The sequence below is a fragment of the Methylobacterium carpenticola genome (assembly GCF_042748905.1).
GTDB lineage: Bacteria > Pseudomonadota > Alphaproteobacteria > Rhizobiales > Beijerinckiaceae > Methylobacterium > Methylobacterium carpenticola.
Genome location: NZ_JBHZEO010000001.1, coordinates 795,132 through 811,907 on the forward strand (window position 1 = coordinate 795,132; position 16,776 = coordinate 811,907).

Below are 16,776 nucleotides of genomic sequence, written 5' to 3' on the forward strand. Positions count from 1 at the left end.
TCCTGCCCCACTTCAGCAGGAGCCGGTAGACCCCAATTCTTCGCGGGCCGGGGACATCCTGCCCGCGCGCGATGAAAGAGAGAATTTTACGGATGGGATCATCGGTCGACGTCAGTCGGCGAGGGTCACGTCACGGAAGAGATGCCGCCCGAGCGCGTCCATGACGTAGCCCCGCACCTCGCGCCGCGCGACCACGAACACGGCCGAATGCGCGATCGGCACCCAGGGGGCCTCGCGCTTGAAGATGCGCAGGGCCTGCGCGTAGAGGGCGGCCCGGCGGGATTGGTCGGTGGTGCGGCGCGCCGCGGTCACCAGGGCGTCGAAGGCCGGGTCGCACCAGCGGGCGATGTTGCTGCCGCCGGGCCGCGTCGCCGTGCAGCCGAGGAGCACGCCGAGGAAATTGTCCGGATCGCCGTTGTCGGCGGTCCAGCCGAACAGCGCGAGCGGCGTCTCGCCCGCGAGCATCCGGCCCCGGTAGGTGCTCCATTCCTCGGTCATCGGGCGGACCCGCACGTTGATCCGCGCGAGATCGGCCTGGATCAGGTCGGCGACGCGCCGGCCGTTCGGGTTGTAGGCGCGGCTGACCGGCGGATACCACACCTCCGCCTCGAACCCGTCCGGGTAACCCGCCTCGGCGAGGAGCCGCAGGGCCGCGTCGCGGTCGAAGGGGTCGTCGCGGATGGCCGGGTCGTAGGCCCAGAGGTTCGGCGGGATCGGCGTGCGCGCCGCGGTGCCGCCCGCCCCGTAGACGCCCCGGACGATGGCCTCCTTGTCGATCGCCATCCCGATCGCCCGGCGCACCCGCCCGTCGTCGAAGGGGGCCTTGCGCGTGTTGAGCGCGAGATAGCCGATGTTGAGTTCCTCCTGGCGCATCAGCGTGAGCGCCGGATCGGCCGCGATGGCCTCGAGATCGGCTGGGTTGGGGAAGGCCGTCAGATGGCACTCGCCCGCCCGCACCTTGGCGAGCCGCACCGCTGCGTTGGGGGTGATCGAGAAGACGAGGCTGTCGACCGGCGGGCGCCCGGCCCAGTGCTCCGCGAAGGCGCGGTAGCGCAGCACCACGTCGGGCTGGAAGCCGGCGAAGCGGAACGGACCGGTGCCGACCGGCTCCCGGTCGATCCGCGCCGGATCGCCCGCGGCGGCGGCCTCGGCGGCGTATTCGGCCGACTGGACGCCTCCCAGCGCCATGGCGATGTCGGCGAGGAAGGTCGCGTCCGGCTCCTTCAGGCGGATGCGCAGGGTGAGCGGATCGACCGCCTCCACGGCGTCGAGGAGTTCCGGCAGGCCGAGGTCGCGGAAATACGCGTAGGTGCCCCCCGAGACGCCATGGAACGGATGGTCCGGCTTCCATTGCCGCTCGAAGGAGAAGACCACGTCCGCCGCCGCGAGGGCGCGCGTCGGCCGGAAACGCGGCGTGTCGTGGAAGCGCACGTTCGCGCGCAGGCGGAAGGTGTAGGTGCGGCCGTCCTCGGAGATCGTCCAGGATTCGGCGAGGCCGGGGCGGATGGTGGTGGTGCCGGGCGCGAACTCGACCAGCGTGTTGTAGATCGGCCAGGTGGCGTCCATCCCGGTCGTCGTGGTGACGAGCTGCGGGTTGAGGGATTCGGGGTTGCCCTCCGAGCAGAAGACCAGGGTCTTGGCGGCGGCCGGGGAGGCGAGGGCGAGCGTCAGGAGGACCGTGCCGAGATGCCGCCGGATCGCCATGGCGCGGGTTCCTTTCCCATGAAGGCGCGATGGCCGCGACAATGGCGCGAGATGCCCGCTCCCGCATAGGCAAAGACCGTCATCCCTTGTCGGATGAGGCGGAGATCCGCCTACCCCGCGCGGGAGAGCGGTTCCCGCATCCGGTCCTCGGGGCGTTGCAGCAGGTTCGCCGCCGGGCGCACCTCCGGGCTCAGCTCCGCCGGGAACTCCACCCGCACCCGCGTGCCCTCGCCCTCGCGGCTCTCGATGGCGATGCGGCCCTGCAGCCGGCCCGTCACGAGGTTGTAGACGATGTGCATGCCCAGCCCCGAACTGCCCCGGTGCCGGGCCGTGGTGAAGAACGGGTCGAAGATCCGCTCGCGGTCCGCCGCCGCGATGCCCCGGCCGTCGTCGGCGACCTCGATGCGCACCCATCCCTCCTCCCGCGTCGCCGTCACGGTGATGGAGCCGGGCGTGCCCTCGGCGAAGCCGTGCACCACGGCGTTCGTCACGAGGTTGGTGATCACCTGCGCGAGCGCCCCCGGATAGGTGTCGATCTCGCTCTCCGCCCCCGCCCGCAGCATGATGCGGTGGCCGCCCTTGCGCAGCAGCGGCCCCAGGCTGCGCAGCAGCTCGTCGAGCCACGTGTGCAGGGCGATGCGACGGCGCTCGTCGCTGATGCGGTCGACCGCGACCTGCTTGAAGCTGTGCACGAGGTCCGCGGCGCGGCCGAGATTGGCGGTGAGGAGATGCGAGCCCTCCTGCACCCGGTCGATGAAGCTCGTGAGCCGCGAGCGCGAGAGCTGCCCGCTCGCCGCGAGGGTGTGGAACTCCCGCGCCTCGTCGCGCACCAGCGTCGCGGTGGTGAGCGCGATGCCGAGCGGCGTGTTGATCTCGTGGGCGACGCCCGCGACGAGCTGGCCGAGGGAGGCGAGCTTCTCCGCCTGGATCAGGTCGGCCTGGGTCTGGCGCAGCTCGGCGAGGGTGCGGTCCGCCTCCTCCTTGGCGAGGCGCAGGGCCCGCTCGCGCCGCCGGATCTCGGTGACGAAGATGCCGGTCGCCCGCGCCATGTCGCCGAGTTCGTCCCGGCGGTCCGTGTCGCCGACCTCGCGCCGCGACGGGTCGGCGGCGAGCGCCAGCATGCTGCGCTGGAGCCGCCGCAGGGGCGCGGTGATCGAGCGGGCCACGGCGAGCGCGACCCCGGAGCCGATCACGAGGCCCGCGGTCGCGCCGATCAGCAGCAGGCGCCGGATCGAGCGGCCGAAATGGTCGGCGTCGTCGATGAAGATCTGGTTGAGCCGGCGCGCGCTCTCGCCCATGCCGGCGGCGAGCCGGTCCATCTCGGCGATGCCCTCGTTCTGCCGGCTCAGGCCCGCGATGGTGGTGCCGAGCCGCGCCCGCCAGCCGTCGATCGCATCCACCATCTCGCCCTGGATCAGGGGAGAGATCGGCAGGGCGGCGGCGGTCTCCGACAGGGCCGCCCCCTCGTCCAGCATGGCGGCGGCGCTCGCGGCGTCCCGGCGGCGCAGGGCCTCGGCGGTGCGCTGGCCGAGCTTGAGCGTCGCGATCGCGATGTTCTGCGTCGCCTGCTCGGTCTCGTTGGCCTGCACCGCGTAGGCGAGGAGCTGGGTCACCTCGTCGTGCAGGGCGCGCTGGGCCGAGCCGTCGATCTTGAGCACCCGGTCGCACCAATCCCCGAGCACGCCGACGGGCGAGACCGCCGCCGCGGGCGCACCCATGGCGGCGAGTTCCTCCGGCTCCGGGCTCCGTCGCGAGGCCTCGTAGGCGGCGGCGAGGATCAGGCTCTCCTCCGCCTCCCGCGCCCGCCCGTCCGTGCGCAGGACCTCCGCGAGGTCGCGGGCGGCGTTGCGGATCTGCGTGAAGGCGGCCCCGATGCGCAGCGGCGGGGCGCCGCGCAGCATCTCGGCCTCCTGGGCCGCCACGACGGTGCGCAGCGCGTTGACGGCCGAGACCACGTCGCGGACCTGCCGCAGGCGCCGCGCCTTCTCGGTGAGCGAGGCGACGAGATCGGTATTGGCCGCGCGCTGCCGGTCGCGGGCCTGATCGGCGAGGCTCACGAGCGTGTCCGCGCGGGTCGCCATCTCGGCGATGAGCGCGTCGTTCTCCCGGGTGATCTGCGCCAGCCCCTGCATGCGCGCGACCGAATCGATCAGCGCGCCCTGGGCGGCATCGATCCGCGCCGCCTGCTCGGGCGTGCGCGCGAGCCCGCGCAGGTCGTCGAGCGCCGCCATCGCCCCGGCGGCGAGCCGGGAGAAGCGCTCCGCCTGGTCGCTGCGCGCGTCGGGAGCGGCGGCGAGGTACTCGTCGCGCACGGTCGTGGCGGCGCTGAGCGTCCGGTAGATGGTGCCCGCCACGACGGCACCGGCGCGCGCCCGCTCGGCCTCGGCGAGGAGCAGCCAGCCCGCGAGCGCGATGAGCGCCGCGATCGCGATCGGAAGACCGCCGACCAGGAGGATCTTGTGGCCGACCCGCATCCCTGCCCCGTACCCCCCGCGAACCGGAATCTCCGGGTCCGACCGCGCGGAACCGCACGCCGCGGTGGGGCGGGGCGGCGCGCACGCGGGAGAGTAGAGCCCAGTCAGGAGCGCGGGCAAGCCGAGCGTCGCGAGCGGCCGGTCTGCGGGCGGGACGGGCGGGCGCGCGATCCGGGGCGGCCGGAGCCGGCGACGGAGCGTGCGCTCGGCGGCGGAGGCGCGGATGCCGCGAACAGGGGCGGCGGCGTGCAGGCGCGGCACCTGTCCGGCCGGCCGGGTCCGAGGATCGCCCGCAGGAGCGCGGCGCCTTCGGGATCCTCGTCCAGGATGTCGGCGCTGAAATGGGGCATCGGCGTCACTGTCCGAGGGGCCGGCCATCGGCGATCCGGATCGGCGCGCCGATCACCCGCACGGAGGCCCGTCCGGTCTCCGCCGCGCAGCCCGCCGGGCGATAGGGCCAGGCGGCGCCCGCGCAGGGGTCGGCCGGCATCGCCGGAGCGGGGGCCCGCGTCGCGGCGCGCGCGGCCGTTCCGGCCGCCGGCCCCGGTCCGGTCGCCATCACCACGATGCCCGTCAGCAGCAGCGCGCTCACCAGGATCAGCCTCGCCAAGTTCAGTCTTGGCAGGGTCACCCTTGCAAGGGTCAGCCTTGGAAAGGTCAGCCTCGGAAGGGTCAGCCTCGTCTTGCCCATCACGACCGTCTCCGCCCCGCCCGTGCCGGGCTGTTGTGGGAATGGCGTATAGGCGGGGCGGATGTCCGGGGTTTTGCGTCGGGCGAGGCCCGGCCGGCCGTCCTATTGCGTGGCGCCCGGGTGGACGCAACATTTCCTGAGCCGCCCGCATCCGGACCCCGGCACGACAACGGACCGCAGGGCCGGCCCGCCACCCCGTCCTATCTCGCGGAGGTGTTGCCGGGAGACCCGACCCCATGCGCCGTGCCGCCCTGATCCTCGCCACGCTCCTCGCCGGGCCCGTCGCCGCGGCACCGCGCCCGCCGGCCGAGACGCAGCCGCCGAACGCCCCCGACCAGACACCGGCCTTTCCGGGCCAGACCCGCGCGCCGCAGCCGGACGAGGCCACCCGGGTCGCGGTCTCCACGGTCGCGCGCGGGCTTGCCGGGATCTGGTCCTTCGCCTTCCTGCCGGACGGGCGGATCCTCGCCACCGAGAAGGCGGGCCGCCTGCGCCTGATCCTGCCGGACGGCCGGACGGTGCCGGTCGACGGCGCCCCGAAGGTCGATGCCCGCGGCCAGGGCGGCCTCCTCGGCCTCGCGCTGAGCCCGACCTTCGCGAGCGACCGCTCGGTCTTCGTGAGCTTCAGCGAGCCGCGCCCGGGCGGCAACGGCACCAGCGTCGCCCGCGCCCGGCTGGTGGAGGAGGGCGGACGCGCCCGGCTCGACGGGCTCCAGGTGATCTTCCGTCAGATGCCGACCTATGACGGGGACAAGCATTACGGCTCGCGCCTCGTCTTCGCGGGGGACGGGGCGCTGTTCGTGACCGTGGGCGAGCGCTCGGACCGGCAGACCCGCGGGCAGGCGCAGGATCTGGGCAGCGGGCTCGGCAAGGTGTTCCGCATCCGGGCGGACGGGTCGGCGCCGGAGGACAACCCCTTCGCGGGCCGCCGCGACGCCCTGCCGACGATCTGGTCCTACGGCCACCGCAACGTGCAGGCGGCGGCTCTGGACGGCCAGGGCCGGCTCTGGACGGTGGAGCACGGGCCGCGGGGTGGCGACGAACTCAACCGTCCGCAGCCCGGGCGCAATTACGGCTGGCCGGAGGTGACCTACGGCATCGAGTACAGCGGCGGCAAGGTCGGCCGGGGCATCACCCGGCGCGAGGGGACCGAGCAGCCGGTCTATTACTGGGACCCGGTCATCGGCCCCTCCGGCATGGCGCGCTACGACGGCGCGCTCTTCCCGGCGTGGCGCGATGCCATGCTGGTCGGCGGCCTCGTTTCGGAGGGGCTCGTGGTGCTGCGGCTCGACGGCGACCGGGTGGCGACGGAGGAGCGCATCCCGCTCGATGCCCGCATCCGCGACGTCAAGGTCGGGCCCGACGGCGCGGTCTACGTGGCGACGGATGGGCGGGACGGGCGGATCCTGCGGCTCGCGCCCGGGCGTTGAGGCCTCCGCGTCATGCGCCGAAGCGGTCACTGCTTCGGCGGTGACGATGATGCGAAACCAGGGATCTGCGCCATATGGCGCGGGCCGTTCCGCTCAGGCCTTCGGCACCCAGGTCCAGGCGATGTCGCGCACGCGGATCGGCCGCGGGATCAGGCCCAGCTTGTGGAAGCGATCGGCGGTGAGCTGCTGGCTGTCGAGGACGGCCTCGTCGATCGGCTTGATCCGCAGGCGGCTGCGCGCCACCACCGCCGCCTCGATGTCGAGGGGGATTCCCTGCGCCGCATGGAGCGCCTGCGCGTAGGCGTCCCGGTTCGCGCCCGCCCAGACCGCCTCGCGGGCGAGCACGTCGGCGATCTGCCCGACCACGCCGGGATAGCGTTCCGCGAAGCCCTTGTTGGCGAGGTAGAAGCTGTGCGGGTTCGCGACCTCGCGGTTGAGGGCGACGATCCGGGCGCCCTTCGCCTGAGCGATGGCGAGATAGGGATCCCAGATCGACCACGCGTCGATCGCGCCGCGCGCGAAGGCCGCGACCCCGTCCGCCGGGGCGAGGTAGACCGGGGTGATGTCGCTCCACGACAGGCCGGCCTTCTCGACGGCGGCGACCAGCGTCGCGTGCGCGCTCGACCCCTTGGGCACGCCGATCGTGCGTCCCTTCAGGTCGGCGAGGCTGCGGATTGGGGAGGCGTCCGGCACGATCACCGCCTCGCCGCCGGCCTCCTGCGCGGCGACGTAGAGGAGGTTGCCGGCGGCCGCCTGGGCGAAGATCGGCGGCGCGTCGCCCACCGTCGCGAAATCGATCGCCCCGAGGTTCAGCGCCTCCAGCATCGGCGGTCCGAACTGGAACTCGACCCAGCGCACCGCCACGCCGAGCGGCTGGAAATGCGCCTCGTAGACCCCGCGTTGACGGGCGGACACGAACAGGCCGGCCTTCTGGAAGCCGAGCCGCACCTCCTTCGGCAGCGGCGCGGCCTCGGCCCGGGCGGGGAGCCGGCCCGCGGCGAGGAGGGCGGTGGCTCCGGCGAGAAGGTCTCTGCGTCGCATGGGCATGATCCGGTAGAGCGGCTGCGTTGTTCGTTTTGGCGAACGGATGCGCCATCGCTACCGGATCGGCCTGGAAAATCAATCGGTTCGCAAGGCGCGGGCGGCGGTTCGGCCGATCAGGGGCGCTGCTGATCGCGCGGACGACGCACGTGCCATTCTCCGCCCGGACCGCACCGGGGACGAACCTTCCCGGGGATTGTCGCGGAGGGAAAGCACATGCTCCCGGTGCGGCATTCCGGCTCAGGTGCGGTGCGGCGGGAGGTGGGGGTGCTCTTGGGGAGCCCGAACCGGCGATGGTGGCCAGCGGACCGGCTCCTGGAAGCCGAAACGGTCCTCAGCATGAGGATGGGATTTGCTATCCCGATTTCCGCGCCGGCTTTCTCCCGCCGCTTGTTCCGAGCTGCATGCCCCGTCGCCCCCTCAAGGCCCTCCGGTCTCATCGAGCGGGTAGGCTGCCTCGACCACGTAGGGACCGCCGCCGACCGAGTCGCGCGCCGAGTAGAGGGCGAAGCGCTCCGCCGTGAAGGCGAGCGGCGCGAAGGCTCCCTGAAGGGCGAGGTAATGCGCCACCGCCTCGGGCGTCGCCTCGCGCCGCAGCCGGGCCAGGGTGACGTGCGGCGTGAAGCGGCGCGTGTCGGGCTTCAGGCCGAGGCGGCGCATCAGGCGCTCCTGCTCGGCCTGCAGCTCGTCGAGGCCCGGGGAGGGGACCACGCGGGCGAAGACCGCGTTCGGCCGCTCGCGCCCGAAGCTCGCGAGCCCGTCGAGGCCGAGCGGCAGGACGCCCCGCGGCCGGGTCTCGCCGAGGGCGACGGCGATCTCCTCGGCGAGCCCGCCATCCACGTCGCCGATGAAGCGGAGGGTGATGTGATAATCGGTGGGCTCCACCCAGCGGGCACCGGGCAGGCCGCCGCGGTGGCGGGCCAGGGCCTCGCCGATCGCGAGGGGGATCTCGATCCCGGTGAACAGGCGCGGCATGGCGTTCTCCGGTTGGGATGTCTTGCCGGTCAGGGCGCCTTGCGCAGGCGCGCCACGAAGGTCTCGACGGTGGGCAGGATGCCCGCGACGATCCGCTCCACGCCCGCGGCGGTCGGGTGGAGCCCGTCCGGCAGCGCGAGGCCGCGGTCCCCGGCGACGCCGTCGAGGAAGAAGGGATAGAGCAGCAGCCCGTGCCGCTCGGCGAGGCGCGGGTAGATCGCGTCGAAGCGGGCGACGTAGTCGGGGCCGAGATTGCGCGCCGCCTTCATGCCGGCGAGCAGCACCGGGATGCCGCGCGCCGTCAGGCGGGTGATGATCGCATCGAGGTTCTTCTCCGCCACCGCCGGGTCGGTGCCGCGCAGCATGTCGTTGGCGCCGAGTTCGAGGATGACGCCCTCCGTGCCGTCGGGCACCGACCAGTCGAGCCGGTCGAGGCCGCCCGTGGTGGTGTCGCCCGAGACGCCGGCATTCTCGATGCTCACGGCGAGGCCCTTCGCGGTGAGCGCCCGCTCCAGCACCGCCGGGAAGGCGGCCTGCGCCGGAAGGCCGTAGCCGGCGGTGAGGCTGTCGCCGAGGGCGACGAGGCGCAGGCGGTCGGCCGCGCGGGCGGGGCCGGAGAGCAGGGTCATGGCGGAAACACACAGAAACAGGAGCGTCGCGAGGCCGCCACGGTAGCTGGCTAGGAGGTGGCGGAGCCGGGGACGACCGACCATATCGGGCGGGCGGGCGGTCGTGCGATCGTCACTGCGGCTCACCTGATTGTCCTCCGGGGCACCGTCCTGATGCCCTCACAGATCGGCCAAAGACCCATGACCGACAAGGCCAGCGCAGCGGCCAAGGCCCCTGCCATCACCCTCGACGGCGTCGATCTCAGCCTCGGGCGGGGGGCTGCGCGGGTGCACATCCTCAAGGGGATCTCGCTCTCCGTCGCGGCGGGCGAGGCGGTGGGCCTCGTCGGCCCCTCGGGCTCGGGCAAGTCCACCCTGCTCATGACCATGGCGGGGCTGGAGCGGCCGGATTCCGGGCGCGTCCTCGTGGAGGGCACGGATCTCTCGCGCCTCGACGAGGACGCGCTCGCGCGCTTCCGCGGCCGGCGCATCGGCATCGTCTTCCAATCCTTCCACCTCGTGCCGACCATGACGGCGCTGGAGAACGTGGCGCTGCCCCTCGAACTCGCCGACCAGCCGGACGCTCACGCGCGGGCCGAGCGGGAGCTGACGGCGGTTGGGCTCGGGCACCGGCTGCACCACTATCCCGCCCAGCTCTCGGGCGGTGAGCAGCAGCGCGTCGCCATCGCCCGCGCGGTGGCGCCCGATCCGGCGATCCTCGTCGCCGACGAGCCCACCGGCAACCTCGACGAGGCGACCGGATCCTCGATCGTCGACCTGCTCTTCGCCCTCAAGCGCGACCGCGGCGCGACCCTCGTGCTCGTGACCCACGATCCCGGCCTCGCCCGGCTCTGCGACCGCACGGTGCGGCTGCGCTCCGGGCACGTCGAGGCGGCGGCCGCGGCCTGACGGATCGGACCCCATGCACGGCAGCCTGCCCTCCCTGAGCGCTCCCGGGCGCCGCAACCCGGCTCCGCGCCTGCCCCTCGTCCTGCGGCTCGCCCTGCGCGAGCTGCGCGGGGGCCTGCGCGGCTTCGCGGTGTTCCTCGCCTGCCTCGCCATCGGCGTCGCGGCGATCGCCGGGGTCGCCTCCGTGTCGCGCTCCCTCACCGACGGGCTCGCCCGGCAGGGGCGGACCATCCTCGGCGGCGACCTCGCCTTCGGCCTCATCCACCGGGAGGCGAGCCCGGCCGAGCGGGCCTTCCTGGAGGCGCGCGGTCGCGTCTCGGCGGTCGCCTTCACCCGCGCCATGGCGGTGGCGGGCGACAAGGGCGCGGCCCTGGTGGAGCTGAAGGCGGTGGGCCCGGATTACCCGGCCTCCGGCGACCTCGTCACCGAGCCGGCCCTGTCCCGCGCCGACCTCCTCGCCGAGCGTGGCGGCGCCTACGGGGCGGCGGTCGATCCGGCGCTCCTCGCGCGGCTCGATCTCAAGCTCGGCGACCGCGTCACCATCGGGACCGCCACGGTCGAGCTGCGCGCCGTGCTGACGAACGAGCCCGACAAGATCGCGAGCGGCCTCGGCTTCGGCCCGCGGCTCCTCACCGGCGAGGGGGCCCTGCGCGCCTCCGGCCTGATCCAGCCGGGCAGCCTCAACCGCTGGGTCTACCGGCTCCAGCTCGCCGACCCGTCGGATGCACGGGTCGAGCAGGTGATCGCCGAGACGAAGGCGGGCCTGCCGGAGGCCGGCTGGGAGATCCGCTCGCGGCTCAACGCCGATCCGCGTTTCTCGCGCAGCGTCGAGCGCTTCACCCAGTTCCTGACCCTGGTCGGCCTCACCGCCCTGATGGTCGGCGGGGTCGGCGTCGCCAACGCCGTGCGCGGCTTCGTCGATCGCAAGCGGGCCTCGATCGCCACCCTGAAGAGCCTCGGCGCTCCGGGCGGGCAGGTGGTCGGCCTCTATCTCACCCAGGTGATGCTGATCGCCGCCCTCGGCATCGCCCTCGGCCTCGCGGTCGGCACGGCCCTGCCCTTCGGGCTCGTCGCCGTCTTCGCGGACCTGCTGCCGGTGCCGCTCGAGCCCACGGTGGCGCCGGGCGAGCTCCTGGTGGCGGCGCTCTACGGGTTCCTCACCGCGCTCGCCTTCGCGATCGGGCCCCTCGGTCGCGCCCACGACATCGCCGTCTCGGGGCTGTTTCGCGACACGGTCGATCCGGAGCGGCGCTGGCCGCGCCCGGTCTACGTCGCGGTGCTCGCCGCCGCCCTCGCGGGTCTGGTGGCGCTGGCGCTCCTCACCGCCTTCGACCGCAAGGTCGCGCTGATCTTCATCGTCGCGGCGGGGCTCGCCTTCGCGCTCCTGCGCGGCATCGCCCTCGGGCTGATGGCGCTCGCGCGCCGCCTGCCGCGCCCGACCCGCGCCGCCCCGCGCCTCGCGCTCGCCAACCTGCACCGGCCGGGGGCGCTCACCCCCTCGATCGTGCTCTCGCTCGGGCTCGGCATCACGCTCCTCGTGACCCTGAGCCTGATCGATGCCAGCATCACCCGGACGCTGACCCGCTCGCTGCCCTCGCGCGCGCCGAACCTGTTCTTCCTCGACATCCCGGGCCGCGACGCCGCCGCCTTCGACCAGCTCCTCGGCGGGGCCGCGCCGCGGGCCAAGATCGAGCGGGTGCCGATGATGCGCGGGCGCATCGTCGCCCTGAACGGCCGGCCCGCCAGCGAGATCAGGGCGCCGGAGGACGCGGCCTGGGTGCTCGACGGCGACCGGGGCATCACCTACGCGGAAGATCTGCCGGACGGCTCGCGGGTCACCGCCGGATCGTGGTGGAACGCCGAGCAGGCCCGGACCCCGCTCGTCTCCTTCGACGACCAGCTCGGCCGGGCGCTCGGCCTCAAGGTCGGCGACAGCGTCACGGTGAACGTGCTCGGCCGCAACCTCACGGTGAGGATCGCCAACCTGCGCCATGTCGAGTGGCGCAACCTCGGCATCAACTTCGTGATGGTGTTCTCGCCCGGCACCTTCCGGGGCGCGCCGCACGCCGACCTCGCGACCCTGACCCTGCCGGAGGCGGACCCGGCCCTGGAGGCGCAGATCCTGCGGCGGGCCGCCCTGGCCTTCCCCTCCGTCACCAGCGTGCGGGTCAAGGACGCCCTGGAGGCGGTCAATGACCTCGTCGGCAAGCTCGTCTTCGCCATCCGCGGGGCGAGCGGCGTCGCGCTCGTCGCGAGCCTCTTCGTGCTCGCGGGCGCCCTGGCGGCCGGGCACCGGGCCCGGCTCTACGATGCGGTCGTGCTCAAGACCCTCGGCGCCACGCGCGGGCGGCTCCTCTTCGCCTACGCCCTCGAATACGGGGCGCTCGGGCTCGCCACGGCCGTGTTCGGCCTGATCGCCGGCACCCTCGCCGCCTGGGTGATCGTCACGCAGGTGATGCGGATCGACTTCCTGCTCGACCTCTCGGGGGCCGTGACGGCGGCGGCCCTGGCCGTGGTGGTGGCGATCGGCCTGGGCCTCGTCGGGACGTGGCGGATCCTCGGTCAGAAGCCGGCGTCATACTTACGAAGTCTGTGAGGATTTAATCCCGACTTGGTGATGCGGCCGATGGACGTAGCACCCGGGCCGGGCCGGCGGCGAGCTTTGCCGGCCTGAGGCCTTGTGCGCATCGGCCAGGCCTCACATATTCCCGGCACGACGCCGTGCTGCGGCGTCCGAGGATCGCGTGAGCCTCGATTCAGGAATCACCACGCTAGAGAGCTTCCGAAGGAATCTCCCATGGCATTCGAGAACAGCCCGTTCCGGCAGGGCGGCGCGAGCGGATACGGAGCCCCGACGGGCTACGCCCGCGGCCAAGTCGAGGTCGACCAGGGCCTGCGCGCGTTCATGCTCGGCGTCTACAACAACATGGTGCTCGGCCTCGCCGTCTCGGCGGTGGTCGCGCTCGGCGTCAACAAGCTCGCGGTCGCCAGCTCCTCGGCCGATGCCGTGGCCCGCATCGGCTCCATCCCGCTGACCGCGTTCGGCAAGGCCCTGTACGGCTCGCCCCTGATGTGGGTGGTGGCGCTCGCGCCGCTCGCCTTCATCTTCTTCTTCTCCTTCCGCATGGACCGGATGTCGGCGGCGACCGCCCGCACGACCTTCCTGGCCTTCGCGGCGGTGATGGGTGCCTCGCTCTCCACGCTGCTGATCCGCTACACCGGCGCCAGCGTGGTGCAGGTCTTCTTCATCACCGCGGCGGCGTTCGGTGGCCTCAGCCTCTACGGCTACACCACCTCGCGCAGCCTGTCGGGGATCGGCTCGTTCCTGGTCATGGGCCTGATCGGCCTCGTGATCGCGAGCTTGGTGAACATCTTCCTCGCGTCGAGCGCGCTGCAATTCGCCATCTCGGTGATCGGCGTCGTGATCTTCGCGGGTCTCACCGCCTACGACACGCAGAAGCTGAAGGAGATGTACCTCTACGGCAACTTCGATCAGGAGGCGGCCGCGAAGGTCTCGGTGTTCGGCGCGCTGACGCTGTACCTGGACTTCATCAACATGTTCCAGTTCCTGCTGTCGCTGATCGGCAACCGGAACAACTGACAAATGGCGGCGCCCGAGCGTCGCGCCAGCCCCGGCCGCGCCCCGCGCGGCCGGGGTTTTTCGTGGGCGGATCAGCCTTTCCGCAGGCCGGCCAGCAGCAGGTCGATCATTCCGTCGAGGGGCGGGGCGACGTCGCCCGGGCAGCGCACGAGCAGCACCGGGTGGCAGTAGCGCAGGATCGCCGTGTGCACGTAGCGGGCGGCTTGCGCCGGATCGGAATGGCGGAACTCGCCCATGCGCACGCCCTCGGCGATGACGCGCTCCATCACCGTGGTGATCCGGTCGACGTGGTGGTGGCAGACGTCCCAGCTCTCGGTCATCGCCGCCTCCACCATCTCGTGCAGGCGGGGGCTCGCGGTGACGCGCTCGGCGCTGTCGCGGTGGAGGGTGTGGATGATCGCCCGCAGGCGCTCCGCCGCCGGTCCGGGCCGGGCGGCGACCGCGGCGATCATGGCCTCGACCTCGCCGGTGAGCCGCTCCACCACCGCCTCGTTGATCGCCTTCTTCGATTCGAAGAAGCGGTAGACGTTGGCCGGGCTCATGCCGAGCGTCTTGGCGATGTCGGCCACCGTGGTCTTCTGGTAGCCGATGTCCTGAAAGAAGCGCGCCGCCGTCGACAGGATGCGGCAGCGGGTGGTCGGGGCGGTCTCGTCCGGAGGCGGCTCGGCGATGGTCATCCCGCGAGCCTATAGGACCTCGCCCGAGCAGTTCAAAAGCACGCCCGCCCCGGCGGTGACGGATTTACCCATCTGTCGCGCAATTGCGTCACCTTGCGTCACCCATGAGGGCGCGCGTCACGCACCCCCTTAAGCCGAACCGGCATCATTCGCTGAAGGAGATGCCGGTCACGATCCGAACTGCGAGCCGAGCTGCTCCAGGTATTCCGCCAGATCGAGGCCGCCGACGCGCATGCCGTAATCGAAGCGCATCCCGGGACGGATCGGGATGCTCTCGCGGCGGGTGGTCAGCGTGAAGGGCTTGGTGCAGACCCAGGCGCCATCGCGACGATGCTCGAAGTAGTCGAGGATCTCGTGTCGGCCCATGATCGTCTCCGCTGCGACTCTGTTCCGACAACGTGGCAGTTGCAGGAAGGTTCACCGCAAATGTCATGCGGTCCGGTTCCGGTGCTAAGCTTGACCGATCTTACGGGGTGCGACGTCGTGGAGCAGGGAACAGTGTCGTGAGACGGGTGCGGGGCGGCTTGCCGGGACGCCGCGGGAGGCCGATGGTCGAAAGCCGGATCATCCCTCGGAGCGTCCCCCGATGCCGATCGCCCGCCGCGAGGCCCTCATCCTGCTCGGTGGCCTGATGGCGGTTCCCGCGCGGGCCGGTTCCCAGAGCGCGGCCACCGCGGCCGCCTTCGGCTTCGACCGGGCCGATGGCACCCGCCTCGCCCTGTCGGACCTCGCCGGCAGGCCGATCCTCGTGGTCAACACCGCGACCGCCTGCGGATACGCGCCGCAATTCGCCGGGCTGCAGCAGGTCTGGACCCGCTTCGGCGCGCGGGGGCTCACCGTCATCGCGGTGCCCTCGGGCGATTTCGGACGCCAGGAGCCCCTCGACGGTCAGGCGATCGTGGAGGCCGTGCGCCGGGCGCACGGCGTGACCTTCCCGGTCGTCGGCAAGACGGCGGTGACGGGGCCGGACGCCCATCCGTTCTACCGCTGGGCCGCCGGCGAGAAGCCGGGGGAGACCCCACGCTGGAACTTCCACAAGTACCTCGTCGGCCGGGACGGCCATCTGGCCGCCGCCTTCGCCTCGCCGGTCGAGCCCACCGATCCCCGCATGGTCACGGCGATCGCCCGCGAGCTCGATTCGCAGGCCGGCTGACGGCGGAGCCGCACCGTCCGGCAATCATCTGCTAGATGTGGGGGCGCGCAGTCGAGCGACCGGGAGCGACGGTCCCGGTGGGCATCCGCCGCATCGGGGAACCGTATTCGTCGGCATGACGGCTCCGCATGTCCGATGACGCACCTGCGCACGCGTCGAATTTGCGAGATCGACGCTCGCAGCTGTGCTTCGGAAGTCTGCATCCGGGGCGCTTGCCGCGATGCATCGGAAGCGGGACCCTGGCTCGGCGCCTCGTGAGTCGTTTCTGAAATCCATGGGAAATAGAGACGAATACGTGATGCCGGTCAGTATTTGACATTTGTTTGTTCAGGTGCCGGTGAACCGCTGGTTTGGTGTTGCTGTCCCGCAACTTTCTTGATCAATCGTCGCAGTGACAGTGTCCGCCCGGTTCCGGACCGCGACCACGGCGTGCTGATTATCCCTTTTCATCCGTTAGACTTTTCCATCCGGTCCGCGGATTGATCGAGCCTGAGTAACGTGGGTCCGATGCTGCTGGACCCGATGGATTTCCCGGCCGGTTTCGGGACAGCATGCCCATTGCCAAGCTTGAACGGCAACGAATCGAGCGCTGCGGTTCGGGGGGAGGCACCAAGTGGGGATGCAATCGATGACACCAACCATGAACTCGCGCCGCGCGATGGCGGCGGCCGTCGGCGGGGCGCTTCTGGGCGGCCTCGCGTTCGGGCAGGAGGCGGCCGCGCAGCCCGCTCCGGCCCCGAGCCCGCTCCAGGCCTCCTGCCCCTTCGATCAGCCGACGCTGCAATACGTCATCCGGCGGGCTGCCCAGGAGGATTCCACCGGCCTCGACAACGACTTCTGGGCGGTCATCGTGAACGTGGCCGGCCAGGTCTGCGCCGTGGCGCATTCCGGGCCGTTCCGCGAGTCGCAGTGGCTCGGCAGCCGGCAGATCGCCGCCGCCAAGGCCTACACGGCGAACGCGTTCAGCCTCAACCTGCCGAAGGGCCCGCTCTCGACGGCGCAGCTCTACGGCTTCGTGCAGCCGGCGCCGAGCGGCGGCAACCCGCTCTACGGGCTCGAAGGCGGCAACGTGGAGAGCAGCCTCGTCTATGCGGGGGACTACGCCACCTTCGGCACCCCGAACGATCCGCTGGTGACCCAGCGCGTCGGCGGCACGATCACCTTCGGCGGCGGGCTCGCCCTCTACCAGGGCAACACCAAGGTCGGCGCCATCGGCGTGTCGGGCGACACCGCCTGTGCCGACCACTCCGTGGCGTGGCGCGCCCGCGTCATCCTCGGCGCGGTCGGGCCGGGCACCGACAAGCTGACCTTCGTCAACAACGCCACGCCCCAGACCGGCGGCCATCCGCGCTGCCCGAACGACGCCGGCACGCAGGGCGCGACCTTCCCGCCGAACTCGTAAGCCTCGGCGCCGGGAGGCGGCCCGCGCCGCCTTCCGGCCTCTGCCCGGTTTGGGGGCGACCGCTGGCCTCCCGGACGAGAATCGGAGAGGGTGGCGCGGCCCGAGGCCGGT

General features: G+C 72.4%; 14 protein-coding genes. 6 read left to right on the plus strand and 8 right to left on the minus strand.

From position 1 onward, the window contains the following. Positions 1–111: 111 nt before the first annotated feature. The 3 genes from ACE101_RS03775 to ACE101_RS03785 all read right to left on the minus strand — a co-directional run bounded on the left by ACE101_RS03775 (position 112) and on the right by ACE101_RS03785 (position 4,788). Complete coding sequence (locus tag ACE101_RS03775; RefSeq protein ID WP_379126213.1) at positions 112–1,704, minus strand: ABC transporter substrate-binding protein; 1,593 nt, start codon at positions 1,702–1,704, stop codon at positions 112–114. A 110-nt stretch (positions 1,705–1,814) separates the two neighbouring features. Further along, entirely contained in the window at positions 1,815–4,178 is a 2,364-nt protein-coding gene (locus ACE101_RS03780; RefSeq protein ID WP_379126214.1) for a sensor histidine kinase, read from the minus strand. A gap of 355 nt (positions 4,179–4,533) precedes the next feature. Continuing rightward, positions 4,534–4,788: a hypothetical protein gene (locus ACE101_RS03785; RefSeq protein ID WP_379126215.1), complete on the minus strand. Its 255-nt coding sequence runs from the start codon at positions 4,786–4,788 to the stop codon at positions 4,534–4,536. A gap of 317 nt (positions 4,789–5,105) precedes the next feature. Between ACE101_RS03785 and ACE101_RS03790 the strand changes: the two genes are divergently transcribed. Further along, the gene (locus ACE101_RS03790; RefSeq protein WP_379126216.1) at positions 5,106–6,299 is read left to right on the plus strand and encodes a PQQ-dependent sugar dehydrogenase; all 1,194 of its coding nucleotides are present in this window, start codon (positions 5,106–5,108) and stop codon (positions 6,297–6,299) included. A 93-nt stretch (positions 6,300–6,392) separates the two neighbouring features. On the opposite strand, the gene ACE101_RS03795 is transcribed toward ACE101_RS03790, so the two are convergent. From ACE101_RS03795 to ACE101_RS03805, 3 genes are all read right to left on the minus strand, one after another. Next, a complete protein-coding gene (locus ACE101_RS03795; RefSeq protein WP_379126217.1) occupies positions 6,393–7,340 on the minus strand; it encodes an aliphatic sulfonate ABC transporter substrate-binding protein in 948 nt (315 codons plus the stop codon). Between the two features lie 420 nt (positions 7,341–7,760). Next, positions 7,761–8,315 carry an RNA 2',3'-cyclic phosphodiesterase gene (thpR, locus tag ACE101_RS03800; RefSeq protein WP_379126218.1) on the minus strand — a complete coding sequence of 185 codons (555 nt, stop codon included), beginning with the start codon at positions 8,313–8,315 and terminating at the stop codon, positions 7,761–7,763. Between the two features lie 29 nt (positions 8,316–8,344). Next, complete coding sequence (locus tag ACE101_RS03805) at positions 8,345–9,070, minus strand: arylesterase (protein WP_379126219.1); 726 nt, start codon at positions 9,068–9,070, stop codon at positions 8,345–8,347. A 54-nt stretch (positions 9,071–9,124) separates the two neighbouring features. On the opposite strand from ACE101_RS03805, the gene ACE101_RS03810 reads away from it, so the two are divergent. From ACE101_RS03810 to ACE101_RS03820, 3 genes are all read left to right on the plus strand, one after another. Continuing rightward, the gene (locus ACE101_RS03810; RefSeq protein ID WP_379126220.1) at positions 9,125–9,832 is read left to right on the plus strand and encodes an ABC transporter ATP-binding protein; all 708 of its coding nucleotides are present in this window, start codon (positions 9,125–9,127) and stop codon (positions 9,830–9,832) included. 13 nt (positions 9,833–9,845) lie between these two features. Then, positions 9,846–12,428: an ABC transporter permease gene (locus tag ACE101_RS03815; protein ID WP_379126221.1), complete on the plus strand. Its 2,583-nt coding sequence runs from the start codon at positions 9,846–9,848 to the stop codon at positions 12,426–12,428. 201 nt (positions 12,429–12,629) lie between these two features. After that, the gene (locus tag ACE101_RS03820) at positions 12,630–13,433 is read left to right on the plus strand and encodes a Bax inhibitor-1/YccA family protein (protein WP_379126222.1); all 804 of its coding nucleotides are present in this window, start codon (positions 12,630–12,632) and stop codon (positions 13,431–13,433) included. A 71-nt stretch (positions 13,434–13,504) separates the two neighbouring features. Here the strand turns inward: ACE101_RS03820 and ACE101_RS03825 are convergent, their stop codons facing one another. Both ACE101_RS03825 and ACE101_RS03830 read right to left on the minus strand, forming a co-directional pair. Then, the gene (locus ACE101_RS03825) at positions 13,505–14,110 is read right to left on the minus strand and encodes a TetR/AcrR family transcriptional regulator (protein WP_379126223.1); all 606 of its coding nucleotides are present in this window, start codon (positions 14,108–14,110) and stop codon (positions 13,505–13,507) included. A 168-nt stretch (positions 14,111–14,278) separates the two neighbouring features. Continuing rightward, positions 14,279–14,476 carry a hypothetical protein gene (locus ACE101_RS03830; RefSeq protein ID WP_379126224.1) on the minus strand — a complete coding sequence of 66 codons (198 nt, stop codon included), beginning with the start codon at positions 14,474–14,476 and terminating at the stop codon, positions 14,279–14,281. Between the two features lie 220 nt (positions 14,477–14,696). Between ACE101_RS03830 and ACE101_RS03835 the strand changes: the two genes are divergently transcribed. Next, positions 14,697–15,263 carry a glutathione peroxidase gene (locus ACE101_RS03835; RefSeq protein WP_379126225.1) on the plus strand — a complete coding sequence of 189 codons (567 nt, stop codon included), beginning with the start codon at positions 14,697–14,699 and terminating at the stop codon, positions 15,261–15,263. 628 nt (positions 15,264–15,891) lie between these two features. Beyond that, positions 15,892–16,665: a heme-binding protein gene (locus tag ACE101_RS03840; RefSeq protein ID WP_379126226.1), complete on the plus strand. Its 774-nt coding sequence runs from the start codon at positions 15,892–15,894 to the stop codon at positions 16,663–16,665. Positions 16,666–16,776: the final 111 nt, after the last annotated feature.

Bases quoted from the DNA above. Each gene is read 5' to 3' on its own strand.
- ACE101_RS03775 (WP_379126213.1), bottom strand. From the start codon at position 1,704: ATGGCGATCCGGCGGCATCTCGGCACGGTCCTCCTGACGCTCGCCCTC.
- ACE101_RS03790 (WP_379126216.1), top strand. From the start codon at position 5,106: ATGCGCCGTGCCGCCCTGATCCTCGCCACGCTCCTCGCCGGGCCCGTC.
- thpR (WP_379126218.1), bottom strand. From the start codon at position 8,315: ATGCCGCGCCTGTTCACCGGGATCGAGATCCCCCTCGCGATCGGCGAG.
- ACE101_RS03835 (WP_379126225.1), top strand. From the start codon at position 14,697: ATGCCGATCGCCCGCCGCGAGGCCCTCATCCTGCTCGGTGGCCTGATG.
- ACE101_RS03830 (WP_379126224.1), bottom strand. From the start codon at position 14,476: ATGGGCCGACACGAGATCCTCGACTACTTCGAGCATCGTCGCGATGGC.
- ACE101_RS03840 (WP_379126226.1), top strand. From the start codon at position 15,892: ATGACACCAACCATGAACTCGCGCCGCGCGATGGCGGCGGCCGTCGGC.
- ACE101_RS03825 (WP_379126223.1), bottom strand. From the start codon at position 14,110: ATGACCATCGCCGAGCCGCCTCCGGACGAGACCGCCCCGACCACCCGC.
- ACE101_RS03815 (WP_379126221.1), top strand. From the start codon at position 9,846: ATGCACGGCAGCCTGCCCTCCCTGAGCGCTCCCGGGCGCCGCAACCCG.
- ACE101_RS03820 (WP_379126222.1), top strand. From the start codon at position 12,630: ATGGCATTCGAGAACAGCCCGTTCCGGCAGGGCGGCGCGAGCGGATAC.
- ACE101_RS03780 (WP_379126214.1), bottom strand. From the start codon at position 4,178: ATGCGGGTCGGCCACAAGATCCTCCTGGTCGGCGGTCTTCCGATCGCG.
- ACE101_RS03795 (WP_379126217.1), bottom strand. From the start codon at position 7,340: ATGCGACGCAGAGACCTTCTCGCCGGAGCCACCGCCCTCCTCGCCGCG.
- ACE101_RS03810 (WP_379126220.1), top strand. From the start codon at position 9,125: ATGACCGACAAGGCCAGCGCAGCGGCCAAGGCCCCTGCCATCACCCTC.